Genomic DNA, 24,678 nt, shown 5'->3' on the forward strand with positions numbered 1-24,678 from the left:
AGCGCACAAATATTGTGCGCAAGGGAAGTACCTCCGTCGTCCGTCGGACGCTAGCGCACAAATATTGTGCGCAAGGGAAGTACCTCCGTCGTCCGTCGGACGCTAGCGCACAAATATTGTGCGCAAGGGAAGTGCCTCCGTCGTCCGTCGGACGCTAGCGCACAAATATTGTGCGCAAGGGAAGTACCTCCGCCGTCGGACGGACGCTAGCGCACAAATATTGTGCGCAAGGGAAGTACCTCCGTCGTCGGACGGACGCTAGCGCACAAATATTGTGCGCAAGGGAAGTACCTCCGTCGTCCGTCGGACGCTAGCGCACAAATATTGTGCGCAAGGGAAGTACCTCCGTCGTCCGTCGGAAGCTAGCGCACAAATATTGTGCGCAAGGGAAGTACTTCCGTCGTCCGACGGACGCTAGCGCACAAATATTGTGCGCAAGGGAAGTACCTCCGTCGTCCATCGGACGCTAGCACACAAATATTGTGCGCTAGGGAAGTACCTCCGCCGTCGGACGGACGCTAGCACACAAATATTGTGCGCAAGTGGGGTACCTCCGTCGTCCGTCGGACGCTAGCGCACAAATATTGTGCGCAAGGGGGTACCTCCGTCGTCCGACGGACGCTAGCGCACAAATATTGTGCGCAAGGGAAGTACCTCCGTCGTCCGACGGACGCTAGCGCACAAATATTGTGCGCAAGTGGGGTACCTCCGTCGTCCATCGGATGCTAGCGCACAAATGTACGCAACACAAAAGAACCTGAGGCTCTGCCTCAGGTTCTTTCTCATGCTCTTTTATCCAGCAGATGTGTTCTACGGTACTCGCCGGGGGAAGAGCCTGTGCGGTTTTTGAACATGCGATTAAAGGAAGAGATGTTGCGGTAGCCGACTTGGATGCCAATGTCTTGAATGTTGGAGTCGGTATGGACCAGCAGCTCTTGCGCGTAACCCACGCGGCGATCATGCAAATGTTCCATGAAGTTGGCTCCAGTTTTCTCTTTGATATACGTAGAGAGGTAGGAACTGCTCAGCGTTAGTTGATCAGCGAGAACATCAAGTGAAAGATCCTCAGCATACTGATCCTTAATGACGTTAAGCACATAATCAATGATGGGATCATTCGTTTCTTTCTTCTCACGGATGAGCTGCGTGACGATATGGAAATAAGAGGCGAAGCTTTGTTTATACTCGTCCAACGTACAGCATTCCTCTAATTGAAGCAGGATGGACCGCAGCTGCAACGTATCGTCAGCTTGAACTTTGTAATGGTCGAGCACCATTTTGGCCTTATCGGTTACAGCAAGCACCATATGCTTAAACATATTCACAGACGCTTCCTTCAGGTCAAGCTCGTCCAGCCAAGGAAGGAAGAGGTCTAGCGTTTCCTGCTCTTTGCCTGATTTGAGCGCTGCGGTCAGTTCTTGCTCCTGTGTGAGAGTAAGGAAGTACGTAGACCGATCTGAACGATATTCAACGACAATTTGCGTTTCTTCCAGTAAGCGGGCATGCGCAGCTAATTCATTCACCTGTCGGTAGGCATGACCGAACTGCAGAGAATGCTCGAACGCCGAGCTGATGGCGGCCGTCACCAGACAGTAGCGAAGGTCATCGTCTAGAACCAGTTTCAACTCTTTGACCATAAGCAGGATACGCTCCCGCTCATTGCCAGGGAACACCGTTAGAAACTGATGGTGTTCCATTTGCAGCGTATGGGAATCAGGAAACCACTGATAGGTCATTCGTTTGATATGCTCGCCAATCGTTTGCGAAATGTGTTCTCTGCTCATCGGGACATCAATGAAAGCGGGTGAGCGGAACCGAAGCTCGTACAGCACGATGGTGTAGGTCCCCTCGGTGCCTTGAATATGCTGCCAATCATCKGGATCAGGATGGATATTTTTCAGCTTATTCATGAAATGATAGTTGATTAACTCCGATTGTTGATCCTGCAGCTCCTGCTGAATCTCGCCTTTTTCTTGGATCAGTTGTCGGACCGGTTTATGGAGTCGTTTGCTGAAAAATAAAGAGACGAGGAAGGCGATGGCAATAGAGACGCCTAACAGAATCATCATGAGATTGTCCAAACGAAGGATTCTAGATGAAAATTCAGGACTCGTCATCTTCATGACGTAACGCAAACCATCTTCATCTTGATAGTCAATCTCAACCGGCTCTCGAAGCTGGCGGGAATCCTTATTTGTCTCATAGATGACCGTTTGATTCGGTCCTAGTATCGTGATATTCAGATCGGGATTTTCCTTCAGAACTGCGTCACGCAAGCGGTTGCCGTCGATCATCGCAATCATCATATTGTCAGCCAGTGCAGGCTTAATGGAATAAGGAATTAACATTCTTCCTGTTGATTCTCCTGATGGTGAGGGGCTGCCGAATAAAGTCGCCGGATGAAGCACGTAATTGTCACTGCGATCAAATTGCGATTGCCAGTAAGAGAACGGATATTGTGTGCTTTGGTAGATGCTGCTGAACAAATCGACCGTCGTTCCAGGACCTAGTTTACTCAGAGTCAGATTCGTAGATCGGAACATCAGGATCAAATTGTCCACATACAGTTCCGAATCGCTCGCGATGCTTTGCATGTTCAGCACAATAGGACGGGTAGAAAGTGACTCCGGATCCTTCTTTAAAATCACTTGATTGTTAAGTGTAATGACACTCTTATCGGTAAATTGCTTATACAAAGCTTCTCGCACTTTATCCAATTGAAATTGATAGCGCTCCGCCACTTTCTGCAGAGTTAGACGATGCTGTGCCATCATCTCGCTGCGGAGGTGGTTTTTGACGAGCCAGAAAATCAAGAGATTAAAGGAACAGAAGATGAGAATCAAGATCATAAAGCTGGCTAGGATGTTTCGAAATAGGGATCTCTGATTGGAGAAAAGTTTCATAAGTCGCAGGCTCCTTCTGATTGCTCCGCTGCCATGCTTCCGGCGAGTTATATACCTCAATTGTAGATGAAATCTGAAGTGAAGGGTATGGGCTTTTTATTGGAAGTTGGGCGCTTTTATGCTATTTCCCGCTTTATAAAAGCTTAAAAGAAGAATCGTAACAATCGCTCAGGAACGCAAATCATGTGTATAGGCAAGGCGTGGAGGGCTGGATATGATGGGCATGTATCAACGAAGTCGAAGGAAAGGAGACGTCAGCCAAATTTCAAAATGCGTATGTGCAAATGAATGATGAGGGGAATAGGCATGTGTTGAACATTAGAAAAAGCATCGTCGCGTTAGCTTTACTAGTTATCGTATCCCTGACCGCAGCAAGCTCAGTTGGGGCTCATTTCTCTTCGAGTGGTTATTCCGATATCCAAATAGGTTCAAATACGATGGCGTATCATCTATCTCTATTGGAACATGATCTTCTACAAATCTTCCCCGACAAAGCAGATGGGGGCGACAAGATCAGTGATAAGCAATTGGCCAGTTCCTTGGAAGCCATCGGCAAGCTGGTCGATGATGGGATCATCGTTACCGGCGATGGCAAGGTTGGCACAGGTGTCATTGTTAGTGCCAAACATGAGAAGCGGGCCAGTATGGATATGATCGGCATCGATATCCACTATACATTTGCGTCCCCCGTGAAACGATATCTCATGCAGTACAATTTCTTCTGGTACAGCGGGGTTGATCCGAATCATAGCAATTATGCGACCATTCAGGTCGGCGGGCAGACCATTGAGCAGGTCCTTGGCAGTCAGAATTATATTGTACAGATTCAAGGGCCAGGAGCGGTAGCGGGGAATCCGACCCAATCAACAACAGCAGCAAAGCCAGCAGACGATACGTCTTCCACTCCTACTGGATCTTGGCAAAGCACACTTCAGACCTATATTCTCATGGGGATGAAACATATCTGGTCAGGGCTGGATCACATGCTGTTTCTATTTGGACTATTGCTTGCAGCCGAACAAAGAGTTTGGAAAATAGTTAAGCTGATAACGGCATTCACAGTGGGACACTGCATAACCCTTGTTTTGTCTTCCTTACAAGTCGCGTATCTCTCACCTAGCATCGTTGAACCTTTAATCGCGCTTAGTATTCTCTATGTTGCTGCTGAAAATATATGGAAGAGGAAAGAGAGTGCCAGAGTCGTCGTCACGATGTTGTTTGGACTGGTGCACGGCTTTGGGTTCGCCGAGGTGCTAAGAGGGACGCTGTCTGGACATATGGCGCTGCCCTTATTCTCTTTCAATTTAGGTGTGGAGATTGGACAGCTTGTCGTGGTTGGCGTTCTGATTCCGCTACTCGTATTGATACGCCGCGTACCGCTGAAGATCAATTGGAACTTATATGCCTCGGGCATCGTTGGCGTGTTCGGGTTGTACTGGTTCATAGAGCGCATTCTTACTCAATAGATAGCAGTAGAAAATTTGCACCATTTTATAATGAGAGGGCGTTACCATGTTGGTTAAAAAGAGTTTAAAACAATTGATTTCAGGGGTCACCGTAGCTGGCATGATGTTCAGCATGCTGACACCTATGGCTAGTGCCGTTGGCAATGACGTACAGGTTAACGCTGTAGATTATTCGAAAGTACCGAAGCTATTGATAACGGAGCTTGTTCCAGATACCGCTAATGTGGGCGGCGCGGATGCTTATGAGTTTATAGAGGTGTATAACAATACGAACAAGGAGATTGAATTTAAAGATTATAACTTGGTCTATCGCAATGCAGGTGTGGATACCGTTTGGCCAGGCATGCATGATACAACCCCCTATGCCACGATGAAAATTCCTGCGCAATCCACGATTACCTTATGGGTAACGAATGCGCAAAATGGAGCTAAAACGGTAGCCGATTTCAATACGAACTTCAATACGAATCTGCAAGAATATGTGAACCTTTTCCGTGTGGATGGCGGTGGAGGCATGGCAAATACGAGTCCAAGAGCCCTCGTCATTCAAGAGAAATCTGGCAGTGATATCTCGATCGCAAGCTACCAAACTAGCGCCGTAAACGGGGTTTCGAAACCGGATAAAGGTATCCTATATCGCTATCCGTCAGACAGTACGAAGAATATGACGATGTATTCTGTCGGGGAAAATGCTGCAACGCCAGGGATTGTCGATCCCGCACAAGTTCCTCCCGTACCGCTGAACTTCTCGGAGCCTCCGGTCGTCAGCCATACACCAGTTACGCAAGCAGATCAGAAGAACGATCTCCTCCTGCAAGCGCAAATTGCCAACACAGAGCAGAACGAAACGGTATCCGCAGCGGTGTATTATCAAATGGGGGCACAGACGACCTATGATTCGGTCCCGATGACCGTAACAGGCAGTAACCAGTATCAAGCTGCTATTCCGAAGGCCAAGCTAACCGAGAGCCAACTGACTTATTATGTGCAGGCGGACGATGGTTTTAATACGGTGAGATCGGACGTTTACCGTGTTGATGTGGCACTCGATCATTTTGACTATACGAAGGTACCACCACTTCTTGTAACGGAGGTTGTACCTGATTCTACGAATATAGGCACACCGGATGGTTATGAGTTTATTGAGGTGTACAACAATTCGGATCAACCGATTAATTTCAAAGACTATCAATTGATCTATCGTTATACCGATACGGGACCAGATGCGGATGTTATTTGGCCTGCTGACAAGGAAGACATGGTCATCCCGTCTAAGGGAACGCTCGTCTTCTGGGTTATCAATGCGGGGAACGAGAATGCGACCGAGGCTGACTTCAATGCGAACTACAATTCCCATGTGGTTGAAGGCACCAATATGGTCCGTATTCACAATGATGGTATGGCTAATGGATCCAATAGAGGGATTCTCGTTGCTACAAACACAGGCATCGAAGTGTCATCCGCTTATTACGTAACTGGTGATGCCAAGGCGAATAAAGGGATCCTATATAAGTATCCACAAGACGGCGGTAAGACGATGGTTAAATACAGTGCCGGTCTAGTGGCGGCAACGCCGGGAATTGTGGAGCCAGCTCAAGCACCTGATCACACGATCATTGTGACACCAGATACCATCAAGCCTGTCATAACCGATTTGACCAAAGTGACCAGCATTGCACAATCGAACGATCTCGAAATGATCAGTGATGTCAAAGATGAAACAGCGGTAAAAACGGCAGCACTCTACTATAAGACTGAGAAGCAGTCCACGTTTAACAGAAAGTTTTTGAAAGAGAGTTTCGCGGATACGTTATACCATTACACCATTTTCTCGCCAGAACTCATTGGTAATGCGTATGTAGATTACTACTTTGTTTCTTCCGATGGTCAAAATGAGACGACAACAGCCACCAAGCGGATTGCCATAAATGGTGGTTCAGATCACTCGGCTCTGCGCCTCAATTTCAAGGACGGTGACATTGTTGCCGGGTCCAAAGTGATTAAAGGGACAGGTGAAGGACTTAGCGCAGATGACCTGAAGCTTGCCATCGATGGGAACGAGCTAACAGCTTCTACCTTTCATGCGGTTGAGCATAATGCGTACTTTGCTTTTGAAGTGACAGGCGTGAATTACTATTTCAAAAATGCCGTTACCCAGGGGCAAGATATTCTCTATACGTTTCAAGATACAGTGAATAGCTACACAACGTTGTCGACGCCGATTCAAGCAGACCGTTTGAAGGAAGGCAGCAATCTATTCGCCATTAGAGCGGGTTCGAAAGCTTCGCCTTTCGACGAGAATCCGTTGGAGAATAAAGATAATTTCGATGTGAAGAATGTACGTCTCGTTTTTGACGATGGTACCGTTATTTATGATCCCAAATATAACAATCCGGCCAAAGTGATTAAAATGGGAGATTCGTCCGGGAAACCTCCGGTTGTGGATTTCGATTTCGTTATTCCAGCAGGACTGCTGGCTTCTAAGGCTTATGTCTGGAACACACCAACGATGAATGATGGTGACCATCAGATCACAGTCAGCAATACGAGTGCAGGTACCGTTACCTCGCATGTCATCGTGGATAACTCCGCTCCAAGCATTCAACCGTCTATCGAAGAGGGCAAAATGTACCGAGGTCCCTTCACGCTGGATGCAGAAGTAACCGACCTACTTGCTGGTGTGGACAAGGTTGAGGCAACGCTTGACGAGCAACCGATCACGTTGCCGCTTGCAACGTCATCTGCACAGCTTCAAGGCGGCAAGCATGTATTCAGCCTGAAAGCGACGGATAAAGTCGGAAATGTCTCGACTCAGACGATTAACTTCGAGGTGCCAAATGAAATTCCGGATACACCTGCGCTAGTTGCGCCAACGCAAGGTGCGGCGGGCTTGAATAGCGATACGACACTAACCGTGAAAGTCTCCGATCCGATGAATGACGACTTGAACGTATCCTTCTACGGGGGATTTAAGTACGACGCCAGTACTCCAGGCCAGTTCAAGGGATACCGCAATGCTTCTGATACGGAGCCTCCGAAACAGGAGAAGCCTGATGGAGAGACTGCTTTTACCCAAGAAGATTATGAGAAAGTGAGTAAGCTCGATGGGAATTATCTAATTGATGATTCCGATGAGAAATTCCCTTACCAACGGTTTGAAGTTTCACTAGATCCAACTATCAAAAGTTCGGACAAAGTGGAAATTAACTGGAAAGGGAAATCGCTCGAAGGTCGTAAAGTGACCTTGTATGCCTGGAGTCCAAGCGGGCAATCTTGGAGTCCACTGAAGACGGTTATCGCCGGTACGGAGGATTTTGAGTTGAAGGCTGTGGTTACAGCTGGTGATTATGCAAATAAAGGCAAGATTCAGGTGATGGTACAGGATCAGATAGCCGTCGTTCAAAATAATCAGCCGGTAGAGACATCTGACTACGATTTCTCCTTTGTATGGATGTCCGATACGCAGTATTATTCCAAAAGCTACCCGCACATCTATCAACAAATCGTCAAGTGGATCGCGGATCACAAAGAAGATAATAAGATTAAGTATGTCATCCACACCGGTGACATCGTTGATAACGCGGATCAAGAGTACCAATGGATCGAAGCGGATAAAGACATGAAAGTCTTGGAAGATGCCAACATTCCTTATGGGGTACTGGCGGGTAACCATGACGTAGGTCATCAAGACAACGATTATAGCTACTATGCGAAGTGGTTTGGGGAAGATCGATTCAAGAATCAGCCAACGTACGGCGAATCCTATGATAACAATCGGGGACATTATGACCTCGTTTCCTCGAACGGTAATGATTTTATCATTATTTATATGGGTTGGGGCTATGGGGATAAAGAGATTGATTGGATTAATGGGGTTTTAAAAGAATTCCCGAATCGGAAGGCGATCTTGAACTTCCATGAATTCATGCTCGTTTCCAATAACCGCGCGCCGATGGCGGAGAAAGTGTTCGAACGTGTCATCAAACCGAATAAGAACGTTATCGCTGCTCTTTCCGGCCACTATCATGATGCGCAATTGAAAATTGATGCCATTGATGACGATGGGGACAACCAACCAGACCGCAAAGTCTATCAAATGCTAGCGGACTACCAAGGCGCTCCTGAAGGTGGACTGGGTTATATCAGACTGATGCAGTTCGATATGGCACATGGCAAAATCAACATGAAGACTTATTCACCGTATCTAGATGATTACAATTTCTATGATCCGACCGAACATCCTGGTAAAGATGAGTTCACCATTGACTTGAATCTGCAGCCAGTAACGAAACGAGTGGCTACCGACTATATTGGAGTCAACGTGTATACAGATAAGAAGATTGGAAGCGTTGAGAATGTGTTGAGCGGACAACAAGCATCTGTCGTTTGGCGCGGCCTTGCACGGAATACAGGTTACCAATGGTATGCAGTTGCCGAAGATATGTTCGGAGGCAGGGCGCAGTCGGATATCTGGAAATTCACGACTCTACCGGGAGACACCGATTCTGGTGATAGCGGTAATGGAGGCAGTGGAGGTACAGGTGATCCAGCGAATAACACGGAAACGACCATTCCAACGAATGGCGGAACAGCGACCTTGGGTGGCGTGCAACTTGTTATTCCAAATGGCGCTGTAACGAGTGCTATCAAAGTAACTGTGAATAAACTGCCAGAAGCATCATCTCTACCGATTGAACCAGCATCCAAGCTAGTCAGTGATGTGTATGAGATCAAGAAAGATACAGCTGGTGAGTTCAGCAAAGCGATCCAAATTACCTTACCTTTTGACATAACCAAAGTAGATCTAGATCAATCAGCAGTTAGTCTATACTGGTTTAATGAAACAACGCGCAAGTGGGTGCAACTAGAGAACATTGTGGTGGATAAGGTGAAGGGGACTGTGACGGGATCCGTTACTCACTTCACGAAATTTGCTGTCATGGCTACACCGAAAGATAAGCCTGTAACTGGAAATCCTGGATCAGATGGAGCCAATCTGGCTGATATTAAGGGACATTGGGCAGAGGCTAACATTCGTGAATTGATTGGACAGGGAGCGATCAATGGCTATCCGGATGGAACTTTTAAACCCGAAGGTCGCATTACAAGAGCAGAATTCGTCTCTATCGTGGTCAAATTCTTGAAGCTCAGCGATCAGGGCGGAAGAACATTCAATGATACTACGAACCATTGGGCTAAGAATGCGATTGCTACAGCGGCAGCCAATGGGATCATCTCAGGATACACAGATACGACATTCGGTCCGGATGATACGATTACCCGCGAGCAAATGGCTGTCATAATTGTACGGGCAGCACATATGAATGATAAAGGCGCAGAAGGCATGGAATTCACCGACAACGCATCTATTTCGGAATGGGCACAGGCGGCAGTAGCGGTCTTGACTTCGAAAGAGTTATTGAATGGTTACCAAGACGGCACCTTGAAACCGCAAGGGATATCAACGCGTGCGGAAGCTTCAGCCATCATCTTACGATCATTGAAAAAATAGCAACAAGTAAAGAGGCTCCTCCGTCTATGAAGACGGGGAGCCTTTTACGAATGAGTGGGAGTAGATGAGACTATCTGCGCTTGCGCTTAGCCGTGCCAGATGTGGAGCGGCCTTTGCGTCTTTTACCCGTGCCGGATTTCTTACGGCGTTTGCGTTTCGGACGGAAGACTTCCGTTACCTCGTCAGATGCAACCTTGCCTTTGCCGATAGAGCCAAGGAGTGTTTTCACCATCGGTGCCATTTGCTGAAATGTCGACATGAACTTCTGAACCTTGCCCATCGTGCCGATGATGCCGTCAATACCACCCATCCGCTCAACGAAGCCGGAGATTTGTTTAATATTTAAGCCGCTTAATGGGTTTGAAGAACCTCCAGCGGAACCACCGCCACCGCCAAGGAGATTGCTCAGGAAGTTACCGCCGCCACCGCCACCACCGGTATTGCCTCCGCCACCGCCAAATAAACCACCGCCTGCATTACCGCCGCCACCGCCGCCAAAAAATCCACCACCAGCATTACCACCTGCTGGAGGGCCGCCGAAGAAGCCACCTCCGCCTTCAAAGCCGCCACCACCGAAGGGATTGCCACTGCCTAAGCCTGGGTATTGACCGAAGCCTTCACCTGGAAGGGTTAAGCTCCTTGTTTCCACTTCAGGACGATTTCCGCCATTACCAATAATTTGTTGTCTTGGGTTGCTCACTGGGATTCACGATCCTTTTTATCAGATTTGTCTCCTACAKGATATGTCACTTGCCTACCTTTGGTATGGACGAATGTCACGGGTCATGGGGATTTGTTGCTTTTTAGCCAATTAACGCATAGAAATTTTAACGTTCTGCAATCCTAAAGGAAGGAATTGCTTAGGACGTGTCGAATGATACACAGGAGCTTAGAGAACCATGAAGCCAACATGCTTTTTGACCGGGAGTTGACAGCAGATGCAATTAAAAAAATTAAATGATAAAGCCATAGACCAGCTTTTCGAAGCTGTACTAACGTTGAAGGATATTGAAGAGTGTTACGTCTTTTTTGATGACTTGTGTACGGTGAATGAGATTCAGTCACTGTCGCAGCGCCTTGAAGTGGCTCGTATGCTGCGCAAAGGGTGTACGTATAACCAGATCGAAGCGGAAACAGGGGCTTCTACAGCAACTATTTCGCGGGTCAAAAGGTGCCTGAATTACGGGAACGACGGTTATGTACTGACGTTGGATCGTTTAAATCGTTAAATAATTGTGGGCTTGCAAGGTGCGCTAACACCTCTCCCATACCATAGATTACCTCAGTGGTGATCGGCCGCAGTTGAATGATAATAGACCTCCAAAGCCGCGAAGCTCAAGGGAGGTCTATTTCTTTTGTTAGTAAGTATTACAATAGTGAGCAGCTTCAAATTGACATAGGTGACCACTTTCGTTAGCATAGGAAGATAGGCTTAGTTTGTACGGGTGGGGGAAGTTAGAATGAGGTTGTATGGTGTGCTGGTCATTAGCCATGGATCCCGTGATGAGGGTTGGGTTCAACTGGTGGAAGATGCCGTGAATGCGGTGCGAATGCCTGATGGTATGCCCATTTATGCGTCATATTTGGAGCTCGTCGAGGGTAAATTGATACAAGATGGGATTTATAGTCTAGAGGCGCAGGGCGTGACCGATATTATCGTCGTTCCGCTATTCGTGTCCTCTGGGAGTACACATATAGATGAGATTAGTTACGCTTTAGGAGTCATTCCTGAGCCCGTGCTCGAAACCGACATGGAGCTCTTAGACATACGCGCGCGAATTCACTTCACGTCGCCGATTGATGATCATCCCGATATTGCAGCTATTCTTTATGGCAAAATCGCAGAGCTTTCCGAGTCGCCCCAGGAAGAGATTCTGCTATTGGTGGGGCACGGGAGTAAGGAAGAGGGMTTCCACCAGAAGTGGCGCCAAGGCTTGGAGCAGCTCGCGGAGCGGGTGAAAGTGCTAGGCGGCTTCGCCGAGGCGGATATTACTATGCTTTTGCCGGATCAACTAGCAGAGAAGATGGCTTGGTGGGCTCGTGAGAAACCAACGTATAAGGTGATAGTAGCACCGCTTTTTCTGAGTGAAGGGTATTTTACACAGAAAGTGATTCCTTCCCGATTGGAAGGGTTCGCATATAAGTATCATGGACGGGCCTTGTTGCCTAGTCCGCAAATTTCCAAATGGATTGAGGGGCAGATTGCCTCCGTATTCCCATACGATGAACAGGGGATGACATAGAGTGGTCAAACGAGCACGATTGATCTATAATCCGACTTCAGGCCGGGAAGAAATGAAGAAAAGATTGCCCGAAATCCTTCAGCGCCTAGAGCGCGGCGGGTTCGAGACCTCCGCTCACGCGACCATCGGTGAAGGAGATGCCACACTCGCAGCGGCCGAGGCTGTGAGTCGCGGGTTCGATTTAATCATCGCAGCAGGCGGTGATGGGACGATTTGCGAAGTCGTCAACGGCATGGCCGAAAGAGAAGGCAGACCGCCGCTCGGCATTTTGCCGCTCGGGACGACGAATGATTTTGCGCGTGCGCTCGGTATCCCCAAGAACTTGGAGTATGCCTGCGACCTCATCATTCAGCAGTATTCAACCTCGATCGATGTAGGCAAAATCAACAACCGCTACTTCATCAACATCGCTGGGGGCGGCTCGATGACCGAGCTGACGTATGAAGTCCCGAGCAAGCTCAAAACCATGATCGGCCAGTTGGCCTATTATATGAAGGGACTCGAGAAGCTGCCTAGGCTGAAGCCGATCGAGCTCTATATCAAAGCAGGCGATCGTGAGATGCATGAAGAAGTCATGCTCTTCCTCGTAGGCAACACCAACTCCGTAGGTGGCTTCGAGAAGTTAGCTCCGGAAGCCAACATTAATGATGGCTTGTTCGATGTCATTATTTTGAAGAAGTGCAATCTGGCAGAATTCATCCGTATCGTATCACTGGCGCTGCGAGGCGAGCATTTGAGTGATCCGAATCTGATATATTTTCAGACGAATCATATTGAGATTAACTCCCCGGACTACGTCCAGCTGAATCTCGACGGTGAGTTTGGCGGGACACTGCCTTGCGTGATGACCAATTTGCAGAGCCATTTGCAGGTGATTGTGGATGAGTCGGGCCAGTCGATTTATAAAAAGAAATTTCTTGAGGCTTTGACCACGCCGTTTCATTTGAAGGGGCATGGAAATGGGCATGATGAGGGTGAGTAGGGAAAAGGCGAGTGCAAGTGCCCAACCCTCCCACTTGGAAGGTTAAAAGATGAAGTGAGGTTATTATGAAAACAAAAGGTACATCTGGCTCCGCGCCAGGTAAACATAGAGGTATTGGCAGGTCGGGATCCGCTGAAAGAGCAGGGGGATCGGCAGGGAATAAAGGGAAGAAAGAAGTGCCAGCTTGGATGGCAGGCTTGCCTGTGCAAATCGGACAGCAATACGAGGCTGAGATCATTGGGATCAGCCATGATGGCGAAGGGGTGGGCCGTGTGAACGGCTTTACCCTTTTTGTCGCTGGGGCGCTGCCAGGTGAGCGTGCATTGGTTAGGGTAGGGCATCTGAAAAAGCAGTATGGGTACGCTACTTTGGTGGAACTGATTGAGAAGAGTGCGGATCGTATTGCTCCCGACTGTGTGATTTATGATGAGTGCGGCGGCTGTCAGCTGCAGCATTTGAGTTATGAGGCGCAGCTGCGGGTGAAGCGGCAGCAGGTTGTTGATAATTTGGTGCGGATTGGGAAGTTGGCGGTGGCGGGCGAGCCAGGTGGAGATCCAGATCAAGGAATCGTCGTTCATTCCACGTTGGGGATGAGCGATCCGTGGAGATATCGGAACAAGGCTCAGGTTCCTTTTGGGGAAGAGCGGGGCGGCCTCATCGGCGGATTCTATGCGCAGGGCAGCCATCGCATCATTGATATGGAGGCTTGTCTGATTCAGCACGAGGCGAACGACGAAGTCGTTGCGCGTGTGAAAGAGATCGGCTCGCGCTTAGGCATTCGCGCTTATAGCGAAGAGACAGGGACTGGGTTGCTGCGCCATGTCGTCGTCAAAGTCGGCTTCCGCACGGGTGAGGTCATGGTTGTTCTTGTGACTAATGGTGTTGAGATTCCTCGTGTCGAGGAATGGATTGCTGGCATTCGCGAGGCTCTGCCTGCGGTGAAGAGCATTTGTCATAACATTAATGTGAGACAGACCAATGTTATTTTTGGGGATGAGACGCGTGTCCTGTGGGGCAGCGAGGTCATCTATGACTATATCGGCGAAGTGAAATTTGCTATTTCCGCGCGATCCTTCTTTCAAGTGAACCCCGTCCAGACGGAAGTCTTGTACGGGAAAGCCTTGGAGTACGCCGCGTTGACCGGCGATGAGGTTGTGGTCGATGCCTATTGCGGCATCGGCACGATTTCCCTGTTCCTGGCGCAGCGCGCGGGACAGGTGTACGGTGTCGAGATCGTCGAAGAGGCGATCTCCGATGCACGTAAGAATGCCGAGTTAAACGGCATGACGAACGTGCACTTCGAGGCAGGACCCGCCGAGGTCGTCCTGCCGGAGTGGACACGTCAGGGCGTTCGGCCTGACGTGATCGTGGTCGACCCACCGCGCAAGGGCTGCGACCCTGCGCTGCTGACGACCATCCTCGAGCTGCGGCCGCGGCGCGTGGTGTATGTGTCGTGCTCCGCATCGACACTGGCGCGCGACCTGCGCGTGCTGGTCGATGGCGGTTACGGCGTCGCGGAGGTGACGCCGGTGGATATGTTTCCGTGGACGGTACATGTGGAGTCAGTGGCGGTGCTAGTACGGAATAATATAACCAAATTAGTAACCCGTGACAAAGACAAACAGTAAATTTGTTAAAACTCAACTGTAGCTGAGAAAAAAGATAAGCAGAGAGTTCTACTTGAAATAAATACACTATTTATTGATTTGTTAATTCATATGGGTAAGCTATTTTAATTATAAAAGGGATCTCTAGCTCAATGGAGAGGTCCTTTTTATAATCTTGTCAAACATCGTGCAAATATCATTTATTGTTAATAACGAATGAAGTTCACTTACAGCACGCTCCGGAATTGAATTGATATTTGCAATTGTATGCGTAGCAGCAGTGCGAAAAGCAGTCTCGTCTGCTTTAGAATAGCCTTCGCTAGAAGCTCCATGGTATTCGAAATTTATACTGTTATTCCAATTTCTTGTTTTAAGATGTGCGAAAATAGATTTTAATATATTACCTTCATGAACAAGTTGTAAACGTCTGTCAGGTCGTAGAGATGTAGTTAACCCTATACCAGCTCTAACTGATTCCCAAGGACATTTACCTTTAATTTCTTTATAAAAAGAGTTAACTCTATCGGAATTCTCAAGACGTAAATTAGATAAATGTGTGTTTGAATCAATACTTACTGGTAAAGCATTATTTTGTATAATAATTAAATCTGGGTTTGGTGTTATTAAACTAACAGTTGTACCATGCCCTTGTAGAAACTCTTCTAAAGAATCTAGTGCTTTTTGAGTGTCAGAGCGAAATATCTTGTAAAGTTCGAATACTTTTACATTTGGCATTTTTACTATGTAATACTCAGGGATACCCCTTTCTATTCTGTAATTCCATGCTACGGCTGCAACTATCATTTCAAACCAACTTCCACGAGTATTGGAAAAAGCAGAGTTACTCGGTTGGATCCAGCCCTCTAACCTCACCACATTTCGCACATGTTCTTCTAGGTTATCTAAGATGTCTTTCAATGTTCCCGTAGGAAATGAGTTTTCAAACACTTCTGAAATGGCAATGGTGGGTTTAATTCTCGTTTTTAACTTATTGCCGTCTTTAAACAACTCGACAGAATTACTCTTATTCATTTTTTTCTCCTTCTAATTTGTTCTCAAGTTTAAATAGCTCTCCAGCTATTGTTATTAAAACTTGTTTGCCGCTATCCGATAAATGATGGAATTTATCGAGTAATGAGACAGTAAGTTTATCATCTACTTTTGAAATATCGCTAAGAATAAAACTAGGTGATATTTCTAAGGCTGTGGTTAGTTTTATTAAAGTTTTTATTCGGGTAGATCCTCTTCCTTGTTCAATCTTTTGAATTTGTGCCACAGAGAGGTCTACTTTCTCGGCAAGATCGTCACGTTTAAGGTGACGTAATTTCCTGTACTCCATAATTCGAAGTCCGATATTTTTGGTAAGATCATTTTCATCCATTTATTTGTACCTCCATAAAATTAATAGTAAATCATTTATACCCGGTGTAATAGTCAATTAAAGTAATAATTAGTAAACAAAAGTGATACTAAAATTACCATTAATTATTTTTTTCTTTGATTTAATTGAAGTTTAAACAAATGGTGTAATGATAATGTCTTTGGATAAAATATCTAGGGAATATATGTTCGTTGTTGGGTAGGAAATTAWAGAAAATAGTCGTATAATAAATATAAGTAAACTATTTGAAGTGGAGCAAACATAAAAGTGGATAACAAGCCTAGTATTTTTTCTTTTTTCTCAGGTGCAGGATTTCTAGATATGGGTTTTGAACAAGATTATGAAATCGTCTTTGTAAATGAATATCACGAGCCATTTTTAGAGACATATAAATATTCCAGAAAAAAAATGAATATTGACAAACCTAGATATGGATATCATTGTACCGATATTACAAAATATGTAGATAATCCAGCTCGTAGTGAATTAAAAAAATATATCGATCTTTCTCGTAACGAGCAAAAACTCATTGGCTTTTTAGGAGGCCCACCATGTCCCGATTTCTCCGTAGGGGGAAAGAATCAAGGGAGCGAGGGAGAGAATGGTAAGCTAACAGCAACATATGTTGAGTTAATTTGTCAGCAGCAGCCAGATTTTTTTATTCTTGAAAACGTAAAAGGATTATGGGGAACTAAAAAACATCGTATATTTTATGATTCGATGTTAGAGAAGCTTAAACTTAATGGGTATGTAACAACCGATCGGCTGATAAATGCACTTGAATATGGAGTACCACAAAATAGAGAGAGAATAATATTGTTTGGTGTTAAAAGTAGCAATCTATTGAATCAAAGTATAGAAAGTGATCTAAGTGAGATATTTCCTTGGCAACGACATTTGAAACATACGATGGAAGCAATAAAATTAATTCAGTGGCCAACGCAAGAGCAATTTGTTATCGATGGTACAAGAGAATGTCCTGAGGGGGTAAATAAAGAATTAACAGTAGAGCATTGGTTTGATAAAAATAATGTTGAATCCCACCCAAATCATAGAACATTTACTCCTAAGGCTGGTTTAGTTAAGTTTTTGGTAGTGCCTGAAGGAGATGATTCCAAAAAATCTTACAAGCGACTGCATAGGTGGAGATACTCACCGACAGCTGCATATGGAAATAATGAAGTTCATTTACATCCATATAAAGCCAGGAGGTTAACTATATCTGAGGCTTTAGCAATACAATCTTTGCCAAAAGAGTTTGAATTGCCATTGGACATAACGTTATCAAATGCATTTAAAACAGTAGGAAATGGAGTTCCTTTTCTAGCTGCTAAAGGTATTGCTAATACTGTAATGGATTTTTTGCAATTAATATCAAAAAAGAGACCGTAGATTTAAAATAGCGGTCTCTTTTTTAATTATAGTAATTCAGATGGTAAAGGAGAAAGATGTAATTTGTCGAAAATATATAAGCTCATTAGATTGCGCGGAGGATTTAATCATGTTTAATAACTTGTTACAGTCTTCAGTTAAAAACTCATTCAGTACGCCTATCCCTATACTTTCTTTTTTCACAGGAGCAGGATTTTTAGACATGGGATTCATGCAGGCTGGTTTTCGGACCATTTGGAGTAATGAATATAATGAGAATTTTGCCAAGGGATACTCTTATGCATTTTCTAATATGACTGGTAATGTTCATCAGATTTCGAATACATCTTCAATAGTTGATTTAGGTCCGAATCAAATTGCTAAGGAGGCTTTTTTAAATTTAAGGACTCCAGATATATTCGGAATGATTGGTGGTCCTCCTTGTCCTGATTTCTCTGTTGGCGGAAAAAATAGGGGAAGAGAAGGTGACCACGGAAGGTTATCCCAGGTTTATGTGAGTAGAATAATAGAATTGCAACCAACATTTTTTCTTTTTGAAAATGTCCCAGGATTATTAAGAACTACTAAACATAGAGAATTCTTTGATTATTTAAGGTATCAGTTATCACATGATTATTTAATTGAGTACAAGGTTCTTAACGCATTAGATTTTGGAGTTCCACAAGACAGGGAAAGAGTAATCATGGTAGGAATAAAAAAGAAATGGTTGAAGAAAAAACTTGGCTTGAGGACAATACCGAGAAATTATGTGTGGTTTCATTGGCCTGAAGATCCTAGATACACTAATGCAAAGACCCGTTTCAATTGGCCAGGAGAAGTTCCATTTGGCTCAAATCCTTGTAAACCGATGGATGTCCCTGAAGAATTAATGGTTGGCAGTTACATATGTGATATAGATGAGATTTCTTCGTTACCAAATGGTTTAGAAGGATTTAGTCCAAGAAGTAATAAGTTTACAATCATACCCGAAGGCGATGTTTCAAGAAAGAGCTTCAAAAGGCTTCATCGGTGGAGGTATAGCCCTACTGTCGCATATGGGAACAATGAAGTTCACCTTCATCCGACACAACCAAGACGTCTTTCTGTCCGTGAAGCGTTAAGAATTCAAAGTGTTTCAGATAGTTATATTCTTCCGGAAGACATGGCCCTGACTCATAAATATAAAACTATTGGTAATGGGGTTGCAGTAAAAGTAGCGTATGCAGTAGCTTGTTCAATTCGAAAAATGATTGAGGAGGAGTCCTGAGATGCATTCAGAGATTTTTTTTGATTTTACTCCAGATCCTAGAGTCCTTATTGCTTTGACACATACTCCAATGTTGCCATTGGATGCGCTTTGCGAGCTTATTGATAATGCTATTGACTCGTTTCAACTTGCAAAACTTACAGGTATTAAGATTGATAATCCCTTAATTTCGATTGAATTACCTAAAATGGCGGATCTTAACAAAAATACTGGAAGGGTTAGAATTCGAGATAATGGACCTGGTATGACGTCAAAAATGGCAGAAAATTCTATTAAAGCAGGTTTCTCTGGTAATAATCAATATGATAGCCTAGGTCTATTCGGAATGGGTTTCAATATATCTACTGGAAAGCTGGGGAGAGTAACCCGTTTATTGACTGCACGTAAAGGTGAAGAAAATGCAATTGATGTAATAATAGATTTGGATAATATCAATCAAACTAAGGACTATGAATTACCAGTGTTTATTATTGATAAACCTCAAGAATTATCTCATGGTACTTTGGTTGAAATTAGTGAATGGTGGCCAGAAGGAAATGCAAATAGCCAATTTGTTAAGCGACTTGTTCAATATGGACTCCCAAAAGTAAGAGCCGAATTAGGTAGACGCTATGCTTCAGTTCTTTCAAAAAGAGAGATAAGAATACTTGTTAATGGTGAGCTGTGTGAACCATTCGAACACTGTGTATGGGATGCTTCAAGATATGTAGAACGTAAAGGTAGCGGGAAGATCCAAGCGAGATACGATTTTGATCATATTATTGGTGTTCAAAGAAGGTGTGGTAGCTGTATCGCTCTTGTTCCTAATGATCAGAATGAATGCCCCTCGTGTAAGTCTTCAAGTATCAGAAGTGTTGAAGAACGGGTAAAGGGCTGGGTTGGAATACAAAGGTTTGATGATAGTACTGAATATGGAATAGATTTAATACGTAATGGGCGCTCAATCCGAATTGCTGAAAAGACAGCTTTTTTTGAGTATGTTGATGAGTTCAAAAAGACAATAAAAGATTATCCTATAGATGGTCCCTATGGGCGGATCGTGGGAGAAGTTCATTTGAATCACGTCCCAGTGGATTTTTTGAAACAGGACTTTCAAAGAAGTAGCCCGGAGTGGCAAAGAGCGATGGCTTTTTTAAGAGGGGAAAGTTCCTTGCAGCCCACTCAACCTGGTGCAGATCAAAATGAAAGCTATATTTACAAGCTCTTTCAAGGATATAGAAGAGTAAGGAAACCTGGGAAAACGGATCTATATATGGGATTCTGGGACAAGGAAGCAAATGAACCAAAACGGATTTCTAGAGATGTAGAAAAGGAATATTATGAAAAGTTTCTAAATAAGCTCCCGGGTTACTACGATGATTCAGAGTGGTGGAAAATTTTGGAGACTGCTGATTCTCCACCACTTGAAGAGCTTGTTGAGTGTCCATCATGTACAGCACAAAATTTAAAAGAGCATGATACATGCTCTGTATGCGATTTTGTTCTAATTGGTAAGCCATGTATCAATCCTGAATGTAATAACGAGATTCCGAAATCAGCACATCAATGTCCCCACTGCGGATTGTCACAATCACCAAAGGTGGAAGAGCCTTGGTCATGTCAGATATGTGGAACTAGGAATAGGGCTAGCGATAGAATATGTACATCCTGTGGAGAGGTAAAAGGCAAAGAATTTGCTCTTTCACATGAATATCTTTTGAAAAACGCAAATAAATCTGATGAATTATCTATCCCTGGGTGTTCCATCAAATTGGCCGATGGTACATATAGTTCACCTGTTAATGTTAACGCTTATATTACTCATCAACCAATTATTCCGTTCCAACAAAAAGAAGGAATTCCTCTGATAACATTTAAGGACGAAGAAATAAATGTGTTCATTGACAAGACCCATAAGGTATTTAAATCATTCAGAATTCGTACTGAGCAAATGATTGCTGCTGAGATTGCTCTGTATATCTATGATACGAATAGAAGGCTATCAGTTAAGCAGTTCCAAGGGCAGCATACATTATCCAATATTGAATGGCAGATTTTAAACAGCAGATGGGCAGAAAAATTGGAGGATAGCCCTGAGAAAATTAGAGAAGATACCATTTCATTTGTTGCCCAATTGAAAGAAAAGCTGCCTGGCTTGCTTAAGGAGTTGGCCGTCGACATTTTTAATGAGCTGACGGAAGAACAGAAGAAGAGCTTAATCGATAATATGCTTAACCACGGTGTTGATATAAGCCAACTTGGCGAAATGAAAGAAAACGGAATATTCCTCCTGTATATCGATGAGGAAGCTTTAGTTGACATTTTCCGTAAGTACCCGCATGTATTTTTTGACGGTGGAATATGGGATGTTTCTTACTCACATTCAAGCGAACTGGCAGGTAATATTCTGCTGCAGGCACAAATTAGAATCAGAAATCTATATCTTAATTGTCTGAATGATGCCACGAACTTTATCAAATACCGTACACCAGAGCTGGGTATTGCCCAAAAAACAAGGCTGTCTTTAGAATTCTTACAGCAAAAGGTGATAAAGTGAGTGTATTTATTAGTGAAGAGAATTTGAGGTTTGGCACATGGCAGGCATTTGAACGGGTTGTTTCCAGATTATTGGCACACGAGGGTTTTGAGGGAATAAGGCTTGTTGGTCAATCAGGTGACCGAGGGGCTGATATGCTGGCTCATCGTGCAGGAAAAAGATGGCTGTTTCAAATGAAACACTGGCGGAATAAAGTCGGGTTAGATGTAGCAGATCAAACGCTTGAGGCCATGCGCATATACAGGGCTCAGGTGCCGGTTATAGTGGCATTAAACGGGTTTGACGAAAAAATAAAAGAACATCAGAGAGCGTTAATGAGCAGAGGCATACCCCTACAGTTATGGGATACAAAGTCCTTGATTGCCCGGGCGGAAAAACTCCCTGGAATGTGTGCATTAATCAAAGAGCCAAGAGGATACCAAGAGCACGCAATACGTTCTTTAATTCAGGTGTACAACGAAGAGAAGAAAAAAGCACTTGTTGTTATGGCCACTGGCCTCGGTAAAACGTTCGTAGCATGTGAGACAGTAAAGAGAATTAATACAATTTCTCCGGTGCGGATCCTTGTGATTGCCCATACCAACGAATTGGTATATCAAATTGAAAAATCATTCTGGCCTTTTTTTTCCAAGCACCAAGATTCCGTAGTATGGAATGGCTATGAACAACCAGGTCAAGAGCGGATTGAAAAGGCTGATGCAGTTTTTGCATGTTTAAATACTGTGGCCGATTATGTCCAAAGGGGATACGAACTGCCTAATTTTGATTTAATAATTATAGATGAATGCCATCATGTTGGCGGGCAAATGTATAATGCCATATTACAAGATACACGTGCGGGTTTGGATAAAGGTCCCTTTCTTTTGGGACTGACTGCAACACCATGGAGACCAGATGATGTTGATATAACGGATTATTTCGGGGACCCGTTGGTGCGTGTGGACATTGTTACCGGTCTGAAAAAAGGTTTCTTATCAAATGTAGATTATAGAATGTACACAGATAACATCAACTGGGAAGCGCTAGGGACATTAAAAGGCAAAAATTTCTCTCCGCGGCAGATTAACAGGACGTTGTTTATTACTCAGTGGGATGACGAAGTCGTATTTGAACTAAAGAGAGTATGGCAAGAGCAAGCTAAACCGAGGGCAATTGTCTTTTGCGGCACGATAGATCACGCAGTAACAATGAGGGACCGAATAAATTCTCTTGGTTTTTGTAATGCTTCCGCAATATACTCACAAACTTCTACTGGACGGACAATGGATCCGGCAGAACGCAATAGAATTCTGTGCGATTTTCAGGATGGTGCAATTGATGTCTTGTGTGCGGTTGATATTCTAAATGAAGGTGTTGACGTGCCTGATGTCAACATCATTGTGTTCCAACGGGTAACCCACAGTCGAAGGATATTTGTCCAACAATTAGGCAGAGGACTAAGGCTTTCGAAAGATAAGGATAAAGTAATAGTATTGGACTTTGTATCCGATATTCGAAGATTTGCCGCCGGAATAGATCTTAAGAATGGTCTTTCTGAAGACGGACCGGCACCAGGTAATCCAGTTAGAATTAGTCTTCCACACAAGGTTTCCTTTAGAAAAGTCGGTGGTGAAGATCCCCAAACAGAATCATTTATGAGACAATGGCTGGAAGATGTTGCTGCAGTAGAGGGTGCCGGGGAAGATACAAGTGTTCTTAAATTTCCTCCGGAATTACCGGGAGGTAGAAAATGACATTTGATGAAGTAATTAATGATATTGAGAAGATGGTTGGCCTTGAACTGGAAAGTATTAAAAAAGGCGCCAATTTAAAATTAACCGGGGTCGACAAGGAAAGTAAACGGGTGGAGTTGACCACTTCATCCGGCCAGATCAAAACACGCCCCTTTTCAGAGTTGAAAAAAATATGGGATAAGCTCTGTTCATCCCCTGCCGCACATGTTGATAGTGTGCTTGGTGGTTCGGGTTCAAGCAGAAATCAGCCAGAAACTATTATGGCCAATCTCCCATATATAGAGTGGTTTTTCCTGGACAGCAAAAAACACTTGTCTTTAATGAAAGCACCAACCCATGATTATGGAACGCTTTTAAAAATGGATGAAATAAGAGCAGTTGAAATCAAAGATAGACTTCAGAATATGTACAAAACTGCGTGTGAAGTAGTTGTAATAACTGATGATATAAGATCTGCTGCGTTGACATATGAAGAAATAACTGGTTCGCCTTTAAAACCACTATCACCTGGATTATATGAGCAATACAAGGACAATGTTAGATACATTTTAGTTTCCAAGAGCAGTCTAACTGAACAGGCTGATTCTGGTACATACATTGTTGTAAAAGGAAATGGTAACCCAGGATCCGGACGCCACATAATTATTGATGGGAAAGAATATATTTTATTGCAAAAGAGCGGATTAAATATAATGGTATTGATATCATAACAATTAGAAGAAGCTTGGCTTTTATAATAATCTTTAGGATGTGAATATGTATGCTTGCACGGAAGGGGAGTTTTGAAACTATTGAGGATGTGAATAACTGGATCAACCAATGTGCCAGTATTATTAAATCACATCGGACTAAAGACACAGTTAAGGTTGATTTAAGTCAATTAGGATGGCTGTCCCCTGCGGGCTGTGCTGTACTAATATCAACTTTGGATTTCTTTAATCAAAATTTTTGCCTTGATATAGCTATCCCTGAAAATGGAGAAATTATCGGATATATGGAAAGAATGAACTTTTTTAAAGTATGTCGAAAGGAAATAAGTGATCAGTTTGAGAGTAAGACAGATATGGAGCGTTATTACAATCGAAATCGTAATAATAAAGAAAACAATTTGTTTGAAATAACAAAGTTTACTGATCCGGATGATGTAGATATTTTTTATAATTCAATAATGAAAATTCTCCGGGATAAGTCTTTACCACGGGACCGGGTATCTGATATTGCAAATATTTTTTCTGAACTTGGAAATAATGCACTGGAACATGCAGAGTGTTCACCTTATTCCTGTATACAACATTATGAAGCTTCAAGTACTGTGAGTATTGCAATATGTGATACAGGCTTAGGAATATACAACAGTTTGAAGCATACATTTTCACCTTTTTTAACTTCGCATGCAGTCATAAAAAAAGCTATACTCACCACTGCTTCCTCGCGCGTGAATGAAAATAGGGGGAAGGGCTTAATCGATGTTACATCAAGAGCGTATAATTTCAAAAATGTAAATTTTTATTTAAGGACGCACAATTCAGCTTACATTATAAAAGAAGATAATCTTGTCCTAATATCACAGGATGAATTTTTTTATGGAACATATTTTTATTTAACAATTCAAGTATAGCTTCTATTGACATCGTGGGAATAGTGAAGTAAACTAAAAACAGATTTCGATTTCAAAAA

16 protein-coding genes are annotated in these 24,678 nt (G+C 44.0%); 12 read left to right on the top strand and 4 right to left on the bottom strand.

The genetic code is table 11. The features are described 5' to 3' along the window. Positions 1-782: 782 nt before the first annotated feature. The gene (locus AC1DLM_RS20665; protein WP_477571022.1) at positions 783-2,903 is read right to left on the bottom strand and encodes a helix-turn-helix domain-containing protein; all 2,121 of its coding nucleotides are present in this window, start codon (positions 2,901-2,903) and stop codon (positions 783-785) included. Between the two features lie 308 nt (positions 2,904-3,211). On the opposite strand from AC1DLM_RS20665, the gene AC1DLM_RS20670 reads away from it, so the two are divergent. Both AC1DLM_RS20670 and AC1DLM_RS20675 read left to right on the top strand, forming a co-directional pair. After that, the gene (locus AC1DLM_RS20670; protein WP_441990434.1) at positions 3,212-4,369 is read left to right on the top strand and encodes a HupE/UreJ family protein; all 1,158 of its coding nucleotides are present in this window, start codon (positions 3,212-3,214) and stop codon (positions 4,367-4,369) included. 46 nt (positions 4,370-4,415) lie between these two features. Then, the gene (locus tag AC1DLM_RS20675; protein ID WP_477571023.1) at positions 4,416-9,881 is read left to right on the top strand and encodes an S-layer homology domain-containing protein; all 5,466 of its coding nucleotides are present in this window, start codon (positions 4,416-4,418) and stop codon (positions 9,879-9,881) included. A gap of 70 nt (positions 9,882-9,951) precedes the next feature. Here AC1DLM_RS20675 and AC1DLM_RS20680 read toward each other — a convergent pair whose 3' ends face one another. Further along, positions 9,952-10,581 carry an aminotransferase gene (locus AC1DLM_RS20680; RefSeq protein ID WP_441990432.1) on the bottom strand — a complete coding sequence of 210 codons (630 nt, stop codon included), beginning with the start codon at positions 10,579-10,581 and terminating at the stop codon, positions 9,952-9,954. Between the two features lie 238 nt (positions 10,582-10,819). On the opposite strand from AC1DLM_RS20680, the gene AC1DLM_RS20685 reads away from it, so the two are divergent. The 4 genes from AC1DLM_RS20685 (at position 10,820) to rlmD (ending at position 14,734) form a co-directional block, all read left to right on the top strand. Then, complete coding sequence (locus tag AC1DLM_RS20685; RefSeq protein ID WP_056612830.1) at positions 10,820-11,110, top strand: YerC/YecD family TrpR-related protein; 291 nt, start codon at positions 10,820-10,822, stop codon at positions 11,108-11,110. 231 nt (positions 11,111-11,341) lie between these two features. Continuing rightward, a complete protein-coding gene (locus AC1DLM_RS20690; protein ID WP_477571024.1) occupies positions 11,342-12,124 on the top strand; it encodes a sirohydrochlorin chelatase in 783 nt (260 codons plus the stop codon). Between the two features lies 1 nt (position 12,125). Continuing rightward, complete coding sequence (locus AC1DLM_RS20695) at positions 12,126-13,106, top strand: diacylglycerol kinase (protein ID WP_477571025.1); 981 nt, start codon at positions 12,126-12,128, stop codon at positions 13,104-13,106. Positions 13,107-13,294: 188 nt separating this feature from the next. Beyond that, positions 13,295-14,734 carry a 23S rRNA (uracil(1939)-C(5))-methyltransferase RlmD gene (gene rlmD, locus AC1DLM_RS20700; protein ID WP_477571064.1) on the top strand — a complete coding sequence of 480 codons (1,440 nt, stop codon included), beginning with the start codon at positions 13,295-13,297 and terminating at the stop codon, positions 14,732-14,734. Between the two features lie 123 nt (positions 14,735-14,857). On the opposite strand, the gene AC1DLM_RS20705 is transcribed toward rlmD, so the two are convergent. Continuing rightward, the gene (locus tag AC1DLM_RS20705; RefSeq protein ID WP_477571026.1) at positions 14,858-15,745 is read right to left on the bottom strand and encodes a Cfr10I/Bse634I family restriction endonuclease; all 888 of its coding nucleotides are present in this window, start codon (positions 15,743-15,745) and stop codon (positions 14,858-14,860) included. Further along, a complete protein-coding gene (locus tag AC1DLM_RS20710) occupies positions 15,738-16,094 on the bottom strand; it encodes a helix-turn-helix domain-containing protein (RefSeq protein ID WP_477571027.1) in 357 nt (118 codons plus the stop codon). Before AC1DLM_RS20710 ends, AC1DLM_RS20705 begins: the two co-directional genes overlap by 8 nt. A gap of 267 nt (positions 16,095-16,361) precedes the next feature. Here AC1DLM_RS20710 and AC1DLM_RS20715 point away from each other — a divergent pair, with 267 nt between their 5' ends. The 6 genes from AC1DLM_RS20715 (at position 16,362) to AC1DLM_RS20740 (ending at position 24,619) form a co-directional block, all read left to right on the top strand. Next, entirely contained in the window at positions 16,362-17,486 is a 1,125-nt protein-coding gene (locus AC1DLM_RS20715) for a DNA cytosine methyltransferase (RefSeq protein ID WP_477571028.1), read from the top strand. 109 nt (positions 17,487-17,595) lie between these two features. Further along, on the top strand, positions 17,596-18,732 hold the full coding sequence (locus AC1DLM_RS20720; protein WP_477571029.1) for a DNA cytosine methyltransferase: 1,137 nt from the start codon (positions 17,596-17,598) through the stop codon (positions 18,730-18,732). Position 18,733: 1 nt separating this feature from the next. Continuing rightward, positions 18,734-21,268, top strand: a complete 2,535-nt coding sequence (locus AC1DLM_RS20725; RefSeq protein WP_477571030.1) for an ATP-binding protein — start codon at positions 18,734-18,736, stop codon at positions 21,266-21,268. Continuing rightward, positions 21,265-23,001 carry a DEAD/DEAH box helicase family protein gene (locus tag AC1DLM_RS20730; RefSeq protein WP_477571031.1) on the top strand — a complete coding sequence of 579 codons (1,737 nt, stop codon included), beginning with the start codon at positions 21,265-21,267 and terminating at the stop codon, positions 22,999-23,001. The genes AC1DLM_RS20725 and AC1DLM_RS20730 overlap by 4 nt, the downstream gene beginning before the upstream one ends. Then, positions 22,998-23,711, top strand: coding sequence for a hypothetical protein (locus AC1DLM_RS20735; protein WP_477571032.1), 714 nt, complete (start codon positions 22,998-23,000; stop codon positions 23,709-23,711). The genes AC1DLM_RS20730 and AC1DLM_RS20735 overlap by 4 nt, the downstream gene beginning before the upstream one ends. A gap of 50 nt (positions 23,712-23,761) precedes the next feature. Further along, entirely contained in the window at positions 23,762-24,619 is an 858-nt protein-coding gene (locus tag AC1DLM_RS20740) for a hypothetical protein (protein ID WP_477571033.1), read from the top strand. Positions 24,620-24,678: the final 59 nt, after the last annotated feature.

This window comes from Paenibacillus sp. 01T442 (genome assembly GCF_056398345.1).

Coding starts and splice junctions, on each gene's coding strand:
- AC1DLM_RS20705 (WP_477571026.1), bottom strand. CDS start 15,745: ATGAATAAGAGTAATTCTGTCGAGTTGTTTAAAGACGGCAATAAGTTA.
- rlmD (WP_477571064.1), top strand. CDS start 13,295: ATGGCAGGCTTGCCTGTGCAAATCGGACAGCAATACGAGGCTGAGATC.
- AC1DLM_RS20685 (WP_056612830.1), top strand. CDS start 10,820: ATGCAATTAAAAAAATTAAATGATAAAGCCATAGACCAGCTTTTCGAA.
- AC1DLM_RS20735 (WP_477571032.1), top strand. CDS start 22,998: ATGACATTTGATGAAGTAATTAATGATATTGAGAAGATGGTTGGCCTT.
- AC1DLM_RS20675 (WP_477571023.1), top strand. CDS start 4,416: ATGTTGGTTAAAAAGAGTTTAAAACAATTGATTTCAGGGGTCACCGTA.
- AC1DLM_RS20740 (WP_477571033.1), top strand. CDS start 23,762: ATGCTTGCACGGAAGGGGAGTTTTGAAACTATTGAGGATGTGAATAAC.
- AC1DLM_RS20725 (WP_477571030.1), top strand. CDS start 18,734: ATGCATTCAGAGATTTTTTTTGATTTTACTCCAGATCCTAGAGTCCTT.
- AC1DLM_RS20720 (WP_477571029.1), top strand. CDS start 17,596: ATGTTTAATAACTTGTTACAGTCTTCAGTTAAAAACTCATTCAGTACG.
- AC1DLM_RS20710 (WP_477571027.1), bottom strand. CDS start 16,094: ATGGATGAAAATGATCTTACCAAAAATATCGGACTTCGAATTATGGAG.